The sequence below is a fragment of the Nocardia sp. genome (genome assembly GCF_025465275.1).
Lineage (GTDB): Bacteria > Actinomycetota > Actinomycetes > Mycobacteriales > Mycobacteriaceae > Nocardia.
Genome location: NZ_JAODNK010000019.1, coordinates 1 through 8,492 on the forward strand (window position 1 = coordinate 1; position 8,492 = coordinate 8,492).

Here is an 8,492-nt window from a genome sequence, read left to right on the forward strand (position 1 = left end):
ATTTCTCGTTCGTAGAGGATCAATTGCTCGCCGAGCCCGGTCCCGAGCGGGAACGGTGGTTGCGCGCGGTGGTCGCGGGCACACTCGTGGGTAATGCCATTACCGAACCTGGTGTGGGTGCCGTCGACCGGTACCAGACTCGGCTTACCGCGTCGGGTGACAAATTCCTGCTCAATGGGACGAAGTATTACAGCACCGGGTCGCTGTATGCCGATCACATCCTGGTCGCGGCGGATCAGGACGGTGAGCGGGTAGGTGTACTCGTCGAGGCAACGGCCGAAGGTGTACGCCAGCAGGATGATTGGGACGGTTTCGGGCAGCGGCTGACGGCCAGCGGCACGACGGACTTCACCGATGTGGCCGTGCGGCGGGATCAGGTGCTCGGACCGGGCTACGGTGCTCCCGGGCCCACGTACGCAACCTCCTATCTGCAGTTGGTACAGCTCGCGGTGCTCGCCGGAATCGCGCAGCGTGCGGAACTGGATGCGCGTGAGTGGGTTGCGGCGCGGACGCGCGGCTACACCCACTCGGCCGCCGACCTGCCCCGGCAGGATCCGCTGGTGCAGCAGGTGATCGGCCGCCTGTCGGGTGCGGCCTTCGCGGCACGGGCCAGTGTGCTCGCGGTCGCCGACGTCCTGGATGAGGTGCTGGACGACGGCGCACGTGACGAAAAGGCCGTGGTGGCAGCGGAACTCGCCGCTGCCCAGGCGCAGCTGGCAGTGATCGATCTGGTGCTGCCCGCCACCACGCTGCTGTTCGAGGTCGGCGGCGCGTCGATCGTGTCCGAGCGGCTGCGCCTGGATCGGCACTGGCGAAATGCCCGCACCATCTCGGTGCACAATCCGGCGATCCAGAAGGCCAGGGCCATCGGCGATCACCTGCTGAACGACGCGCCGCTGCCGTTCGCCTGGAGTGCGGGCGAGCGCCGGCCGGCGGAGGGGGACGCACAATGACCCGCCGGATTCGCTTCAACGCCTTCGATATGAACTGTGTCGCACACCAGTCGCCGGGGCTGTGGCGACATCCGGCGGACCAGTCGCATCGGTACAAGGAACTGAGCTACTGGACCGAACTGGCAAAGTTGTTGGAGCAGGGGCGTTTCGACGGCATCTTCATCGCCGACGTGCTCGGCACCTACGACGTGTACGGCGGTGACGATATCGCGGCACTGCGTCAGGGCGCGCAGATCCCGGTGGCCGACCCGCTGCTGCTGGTCTCCGCCATGGCGGCCGTCACCGAACATCTCGGCTTCGGCATCACCACCGGCACCGGCTTCGAACATCCCTACCCGTTCGCCCGCCGCCTCTCCACGCTCGACCATCTCACCGGCGGCCGTATCGGCTGGAATGTGGTGACCGGTTATCTGCCTTCGGCCGCAAGGAATTTCGGCGCCGACGATCAGCTGGACCACGACGACCGCTACAACCAGGCCGATGAATACCTCGAGGTGCTCTACAAGCTGTGGGAGGGTTCGTGGGAGGACGACGCGGTGGTCCGCGATGCCGCGCGCGGCATCTACGTGGATCCGGCGAAGGTGCACCACATCGGTCATCGGGGGGAGCACTACACGGTGCCCGGCATCCATCTGTCGGAGCCGTCGCCGCAGCGCACTCCGACGATCTACCAGGCCGGTGCGTCGCCGCGTGGTGTGCGCTTCGCCGCCGAGAACGCGGAGGCCATCTTCATCGCCGGTCCTTCGAAACGGATACTGGCGCAGACGGTTTCCCGTATTCGTGATGCGCTGGAAGCGGCCGGTCGTGACCGGTATTCGGCCCGGATCTACGCGCTCGCGACGATCATCACCGATGCCACCGACGAGGCGGCCGCGCATAAGCACGAGGAATACCTGTCCTACGCCAGCATCGAGGGCGGCCTGGTATTCATGTCCGGCTGGATGGGCATCGACCTGTCCGCATACGACCTGGACGACCCGATCGGCCAGGTGCAGAGCAATGCCATCCAGTCCGCCGTCGCCGCGTTCCAGGAGTTCGACGACGACGGCCGGGAGTGGACGGTCCGCGATATCGGCCGGTGGGCGGGCATCGGCGGTATGGGCCCGGTCTTCGTGGGCTCGGGGAGCACCGTCGCTGACACGCTCCAGGACTGGGTCGACGACACCGACCTGGACGGCTTCAACCTGGCCTACGCCATCACGCCCGGAAGCTTCGAAGACATTGTGCGCCATGTCATTCCGGAGTTGACCGCACGCGGCGCCTACGCCACCGAATACGTTCCGGGCACGCTCCGGAACAAACTGCTCGACCGGGGCGACCGCCTACCCCAGGAACATCGCGGCGCCCGCTATCGCCCGGGTGGATCCGCATCGACCGCGCTGCCCGACGCCGTATCCCGGCCCGGGTCGTCGGTCGCCCTCTGACCGCAGGATCGGAAAGGACCGAAGATGACATCTCAGAATTCCGCCGGCCGCTCCACCCGTACGGCCGCGATCATCGGCGCCGGGCAAACCGGCGTCACCGCGGCGCTCGGCCTGCTCGATGCCGGATTCGATGTGACGCTCTACAGCGATCGGGATCAGCGGGCGCTGCGCGACGATGTGCCCGCCACCGGTACGGCGCTCGAATTCGGTGAGACACAGCAGGCAGAGGCTGCGCTCGGGCTGGATTCCTATACCGCTCGCGCACCCCGGCACACCGGACTCAGTGTGCGTATTGCGGGGCCGGAGCGTGAAGAGCTGATCGCGTTCGATGGGCATTTCGACGGATACGTCGGGGTCGCGGTCGATACGCGACTGAAGGCCGATGAACGGCTGACCCGATTCCTGGAACGCGGTGGGCGATTCGTCGTGGAGCAGGTCTCCCCCGCTGCTCTCGACCCGATTGCGGCGGCCAATGACCTGACCCTGGTGGCGACCGGTCGTGGTGGGCTGTCCGAACTCTTCCCGATCGATGCGGAGCGTTCCGTCTACGACGCACCGCAGCGGTCGTTGCTCACTGTCACCGTGACCGGTATCGGCCATGACGACAGCGTTTTCGCGCATCGCAGCCGGGCGGGCGGCGGGCACAGCGGGTTCTCCATCTTCGCCGATCAGGGTGAGGGCTGGTGGGGTCCCTACCTGCACAAGGACGCGGGGCCGAGCTGGGCCTTCCTCGGCTGGGCGCGACCGGGCAGTGAGTGGGAAAGGCGTTTCGCCGCAGCGGATTCGGCGGATTCGGCGCATCGGATCGTGCAGGAGCTGTACCGCGATTTCATCGACTGGGATCTGCCCGAGGTGCTCGCCACCCAGACGATCGCCGAGGATCCGCATTCGTGGCTCAAGGGTGCGGTGCGGCCGGCGGTTCGATCGGGTGCCGGGCACACCGCCGGCGGACATGTCGTCGGCTCGCTCGGTGACACCTCGGCCGCCTACGACCCGATCGCGGGCCAGGGCGCGCAGAGCGGATTGATCCAGGCGCAGCGGCTGGTCGCCGCCGCGGCCGTGCACGACGGGGCGTTCGACGAAGCCTGGCTCGGTGGACAGTACGCGGCCTTCCTGGCTGCTCGCGGTGATGCCGCGAACAAGGTCACCCGGCTGTTCCTCGGCGATCCGGAACTCGCCGATATCGGCAACCAGCTGTTCGCCGCGGCCGCTGTGGACTCGCGTGTCGCCTCCGCGCTCGTCGGCCTGCTGCACCGTCCGCAGCCACTGCTGGGCATCGACTCGCTCGATGCGGCAAACGAATTCATCACCGGTGTCAGCGGCGAAGACGCGGCCGCGCTGCTGGCCCGCTTCGCCCCGGCCGGGCGTTTCGATCGCTCTGCCTTCTCCAGCACGCTCGCCAGCGCCTGATCCGCAGAACTTCCCACTGACCCCATTGGAGCCGCCATGACCACCGAGCAGATCGCCGACCAGATCCGATTCGCCTACTGGGTGCCCAATGTCAGTGGAGGGCTGGTCACCAGCGATATCGAGCAACGCACCAGCTGGGACTTCGAATACAACAAGAAGCTGGCGCAGACCGCGGAACGCAACGGCTTCGACTATGCGCTGTCGCAGGTGCGGTACACCGCCTCCTATGGTGCTGAGTTCCAGCACGAGTCGACCGCGTTCAGCCTGGCCCTGCTCGGTGCGACCGAACGGCTGAAGGTGATCGCGGCGATCCATCCGGGGCTCTGGCATCCGGGTGTGCTTGCGAAATTCGGTGCGACCGCGGACATCCTGTCCAACGGGCGCTTCGCTATCAATGTTGTATCCGGTTGGTTCTCAGGGGAATTCAAAGCACTGGGCGAGCCGTGGCTCGAGCACGACGAGCGCTACCGGCGCAGCGCCGAATTCCTCGAGGTGATCCGCAAGCTCTGGACCGAGGACGATGTCAACTACGGCGGCGACTTCTACCGCATTCGTGACTTCACGCTGAAGCCCAAGCCGCTCAACACCCCCGAACGGCCGAATCCCGAACTGTTCCAAGGCGGTAACTCGACGGCGGCGCGGCGCAATGGTGGCAAGTACGCCGACTGGTACTTCTCCAATGGCAAGGATTTCGACGGCGTCACCGAACAACTCGACGATCTGCGCACCGTGGCCCGCGAGAACAAGCGGGAGGTGAAGTTCGGGCTCAACGGGTTCATTATCGCCCGCGACACCGAGAAGGAGGCGCGCGATACCCTGCGCGAAATCATCGAAAAGGCGAACAAGCCTGCGGTGGAAGGGTTCCGGGACGCCGTGCAGCAGGCCGGTGCGTCGACCGAGGACCACAAGGGCATGTGGGCGGACTCGAGCTTCGAGGATCTTGTGCAGTACAACGACGGATTCCGCACCCAGCTCATCGGCACGCCCGAACAGGTCGCCGAACGCATTGTCGCCTATCGCGAGCTCGGCGTGGATCTGATCCTGGGCGGCTTCCTGCACTTCCAGGAGGAGATCGAATACTTCGGCGCGAAGGTGCTGCCCCTGGTGCGGGAACTGGAGGCCGCGCGCACGCCCGCCGTGGCGGTCCGATGACCGCCGTCGCCGCCGACCGCATCGACTCGGTCGGCCAGGCGTATTCGATTGCGGCGCAACTGGCTACCGAGTTCGGGGCGGGCGCGGCCCTACGGGATCGGGACCGCGGGCTGCCGTTCGAGGAGCTGGATCGGCTGGCGGCGAGCGGTCTGCTGGCCATCACCGTGCCCTCGGCCTTCGGCGGCGCGGATGTGCCGCCGAGCGCGGTGGCCGAGGTGGTGCGCCTGCTCGCGATCACCGACCCGAATATCGCGCAGATCCCGCACAGCCACTTCGTCTATCTGAATCTCTTGCGGCTGGCGGGTTCTCGGGATCAGCAGGCCCGCTATTTCGGCCAGGTGCTGGACGGTGGCCGGATCGCGAACGCGCAATCCGAGCGGGGCGGTGCGACGGTCGCGGAGATCGCGACCACCCTTCGACCGGTCGGTGGGCGGTTCCGCATCGACGGCGTCAAGTTCTACTGCACGGGTTCACTTTTCGCTGATCTGCTGGCCGTGCTGACACGGCTCGATGATCCCGAAGGGAACAGTGGGCTGCCCGCTGGGGAATACATCGTGTACCTCCCGGTGAGTACGCCCGGTGTGCGAATCGTCGACGACTGGAACGGTCTCGGGCAGCGCACCACCGGCAGCGGAACCGTCGCTTTCGACAATGTCCTCGTCGATACGGATCAATTGATCGAGCGTTCGGCGGCGGTGCGCGCCCCCACCGGTTACGGGGCCTACGCGCAGCTGCTGCACGCAGCGATCGACGCCGGCATTGCACGCGGAGCACTCACGGCGGCAACAGAATTCGTGCGCACATCGAGTCGCCCATGGTTCGAGTCCGGCGTCGCCCGAGCCATCGACGATCCGCTGCTGATCCAGCGGTTCGGCGAACTGGCTGTCACTGTGACGGCGGCCGAGGCAACACTCACCGCCGCCGGACTCGCCGTCGACGTCGCGGTAGCAGTTGCGCCGGACGGTTCACCGAACCGAAATGCCGCCCTGGCCGCCCAGGCATCCCTTGCCGTCGCATCAGCGAAAATACTCGCCGATCGTGCGGCGAACGAGGTCTCCGCCGCCCTCTTCGAAGTGAGCGGAACCCGCAGCGCCGCCGCAGATCTCAACCTGCACCACTTCTGGCGCAACGCCCGCACCCACACCCTCCACGACCCCATCCGCTGGAAGTACCAGCACATAGGCAGATCACTCCTGCACGACACCGCACCCCCACTACACGGCGTGATCTGACCAGAACGGTCCGGGACTTGCTCACAGCAATCGGATCTGCCGTCGGCTGACCGATTCGCTGGATCTCAGTGTGCTCTCAGCGGACGACCGGCAAACTTCGTTGTCGATCGTCCGCAAGGTCCACATCGAGAGAGGGAACGCACGAATGCCATCCGCGCCCGAGCAAGCCGGATACAAACTCCCCCAGGTCACAGCAATGTTCTGGGTGCTGAAGATCGCCGCCACGACGCTCGGTGAAACCGGTGGTGATCTGCTCGCGCAAACGCTTCACCTCGGCTACGCGGCCGCGTCGGTGCTGTTCTTGGTAATTTTCGTGGTCAGTCTGGGTGCCCAGTTACGATCCCGGAGATTCCGGCCTGCCGTGTACTGGACAGTCATCGCAGCCACCAGCACCGCGGGCACAACTATGTCCGACTTGATCAACCGCGGCCCGGGCTCCGGTACCGACACCGCGGGTGGGCTCGGTTACGGCGCGGGTGCGGCGTTGTTGATCAGCGGACTGGCGGTGATCTTCCTCATCTGGCGGGGAAGTGGTCAGACCTTCGACGTCAACGACATCACGAATCTTCGTGGCGAGACGCTGTATTGGGCTGCGATCCTGCTGTCCAACACCCTGGGCACCTCGCTGGGCGACTATCTGTCCGATAGCTCCGGCCTGGGCTACTGGGGAAGTGCAGCGCTCATAGCGGTCGTTATGGCAGCCATCCTGGCGGCGCACTACTTCACTGCTATCTCCGGTGTCCTGCTGTTCTGGATGGCTTTCATCCTCACCCGCCCGCTCGGCGCGACCGTCGGCGACCTGTTCTCCAAGCCGCATGACAAGGGCGGCCTGGGTTTCGGCACGTACGGCACCACCGCCGTACTCCTCGCCATTCTCATCGGCGGAATTGCCTACAGCTACAAAACAACCCGCGCCCGCGCCGTCGAACCCGAATCCGCAGCCGTCCCCGACAAAGTCTGACGCGGCGGAAAGAGATCGTCCTGGCAGCGTGACGCGACGGATGGACATACTTCCGATGCTTGCGCACCAGGCTTGGGACGAGCCCTGCTGGCGACATGTTGTCGCCGAGGCAATGATGGCGAGGTGACTTCGTTTCGCTTGGCCGAGCCGCCGCTGTTCACCCGACTACGTGATGCTTCCAGCGTGCTGATCGCCGGGGCGGGCGGCGGATTCGATGTCTATGGTGGCCTGCCGCTCGCCGTCGCACTGGAGGGGCTCGGCAAGAAGGTGCACCTGGCCAACCTGTCCTTCAGCGACCTGCGCCGGACCCCGCTCGACGACTGGCTGCTGCCCGGAGTCGCCGCCGTCAATCCCGAAACCAGCGGCAATGACGATTATTTCCCCGAACGCAGCCTCGCACGCTGGTTGGCAACCACCGGTCGCGACCCAATTGTGTACGCATTCCCCAAATCCGGGGTCCGCCCCTTGCGCGAGGCCTATGCCGCGCTCGTCGAGCGGCTCGGCGTGGACGCCCTCGTCCTGGTAGACGGCGGCACCGACATCCTGCTGCGCGGTGACGAGGCCGGCCTGGGCACTCCTCAGGAGGACATGACCAGCCTCGCAGCTGTCGCAGGTCTGCACGACCTCACCCGCCTGGTCGTCTCGGTAGGTTTCGGCATAGACGCCTATCACGGCGTCTGCCACGCCCACGTCCTCGAGAACCTAGCCGCACTACAACGGCAGAACGCATTCCTCGGAGCCCTGTCCATCCCCGCGGACAGCCCCGAAGCCGCAGCCTATTTCGCCGCCGTCACCCACGCCTTGGCCGAAACCCCCTTGCGCCCAAGCATTGTCCACTCCCAAATCGCTGCCGCGTTACGCGGCGAGTTCGGCGACATCCATACGACCGACCGCACCACCGGCACAGAACTGTTCGTAAACCCCCTCATGGCAATATATTTGACCGTCGATCTCCCCGCGCTCGCCCACACAGTCGAATACCTACCACTCCTCGAGCCGACCGAACACCCCTACCAGGTGGCCCAGATGATCGAAGCCCACCTGACATCGCGCCCCAACCCCCGCCCCTCCACCCTCATTCCACATTGACCAGATAAACGGCGTGAAGATAAAGACCCTATATTCTGAATAGCCTTATATCACAACGGAAGTCGCCTTTCCGGGTCTGTTTCCCGGGAGTAGAATAGAGGTATGGAATCAGGGGGAGAAACCGCAATCGCGACCGGTGCGCAAGCACTGGCCGCGGCGGTCGATTCCCTCACCACACTGTCGTTGATTCCGGTGTCGGACACCGACATTGTCGAGTTGATGCAGCAGATCGAGACCAGCACCCGCCGGTTGGCATCGGTGCAACGGGACC

The 8,492-nt window shown here is 65.6% G+C and carries 7 protein-coding genes; all 7 read left to right on the forward strand.

Annotated elements, in window-relative coordinates; translation table 11 throughout:
• A partial coding sequence (locus tag JWN03_RS04635) for an acyl-CoA dehydrogenase family protein (protein ID WP_297610178.1) occupies positions 1-953 on the forward strand: 953 nt, incomplete at its 5' end.
• Positions 950-2,377 (forward strand): LLM class flavin-dependent oxidoreductase, encoded by a 1,428-nt coding sequence (locus JWN03_RS04640; protein WP_297610181.1) that lies wholly within the window; start codon positions 950-952, stop codon positions 2,375-2,377. The genes JWN03_RS04635 and JWN03_RS04640, both read left to right, overlap by 4 nt.
• 24 nt (positions 2,378-2,401) lie before the next feature.
• On the forward strand, positions 2,402-3,787 hold the full coding sequence (locus JWN03_RS04645; protein ID WP_297610184.1) for a styrene monooxygenase/indole monooxygenase family protein: 1,386 nt from the start codon (positions 2,402-2,404) through the stop codon (positions 3,785-3,787).
• Between the two features lie 36 nt (positions 3,788-3,823).
• The gene (gene sfnG / locus JWN03_RS04650; protein ID WP_297610187.1) at positions 3,824-4,939 is read left to right on the forward strand and encodes a dimethylsulfone monooxygenase SfnG; all 1,116 of its coding nucleotides are present in this window, start codon (positions 3,824-3,826) and stop codon (positions 4,937-4,939) included.
• The gene (locus JWN03_RS04655) at positions 4,936-6,171 is read left to right on the forward strand and encodes an SfnB family sulfur acquisition oxidoreductase (RefSeq protein ID WP_297610190.1); all 1,236 of its coding nucleotides are present in this window, start codon (positions 4,936-4,938) and stop codon (positions 6,169-6,171) included. The genes sfnG and JWN03_RS04655 overlap by 4 nt, the downstream gene beginning before the upstream one ends.
• Before the next feature lie 145 nt (positions 6,172-6,316).
• Complete coding sequence (locus JWN03_RS04660) at positions 6,317-7,132, forward strand: COG4705 family protein (RefSeq protein ID WP_297610192.1); 816 nt, start codon at positions 6,317-6,319, stop codon at positions 7,130-7,132.
• Between the two features lie 123 nt (positions 7,133-7,255).
• Positions 7,256-8,221, forward strand: a complete 966-nt coding sequence (locus JWN03_RS04665) for a DUF1152 domain-containing protein (protein WP_297610195.1) — start codon at positions 7,256-7,258, stop codon at positions 8,219-8,221.
• The last annotated feature ends 271 nt before the right edge of the window (positions 8,222-8,492 follow it).

What these genes read in the sequence shown, in the direction of transcription:
- JWN03_RS04645 (WP_297610184.1), top strand. Translation starts at nt 2,402, where the DNA reads ATGACATCTCAGAATTCCGCCGGCCGCTCCACCCGTACGGCCGCGATC.
- sfnG (WP_297610187.1), top strand. Translation starts at nt 3,824, where the DNA reads ATGACCACCGAGCAGATCGCCGACCAGATCCGATTCGCCTACTGGGTG.
- JWN03_RS04640 (WP_297610181.1), top strand. Translation starts at nt 950, where the DNA reads ATGACCCGCCGGATTCGCTTCAACGCCTTCGATATGAACTGTGTCGCA.
- JWN03_RS04655 (WP_297610190.1), top strand. Translation starts at nt 4,936, where the DNA reads ATGACCGCCGTCGCCGCCGACCGCATCGACTCGGTCGGCCAGGCGTAT.
- JWN03_RS04660 (WP_297610192.1), top strand. Translation starts at nt 6,317, where the DNA reads ATGCCATCCGCGCCCGAGCAAGCCGGATACAAACTCCCCCAGGTCACA.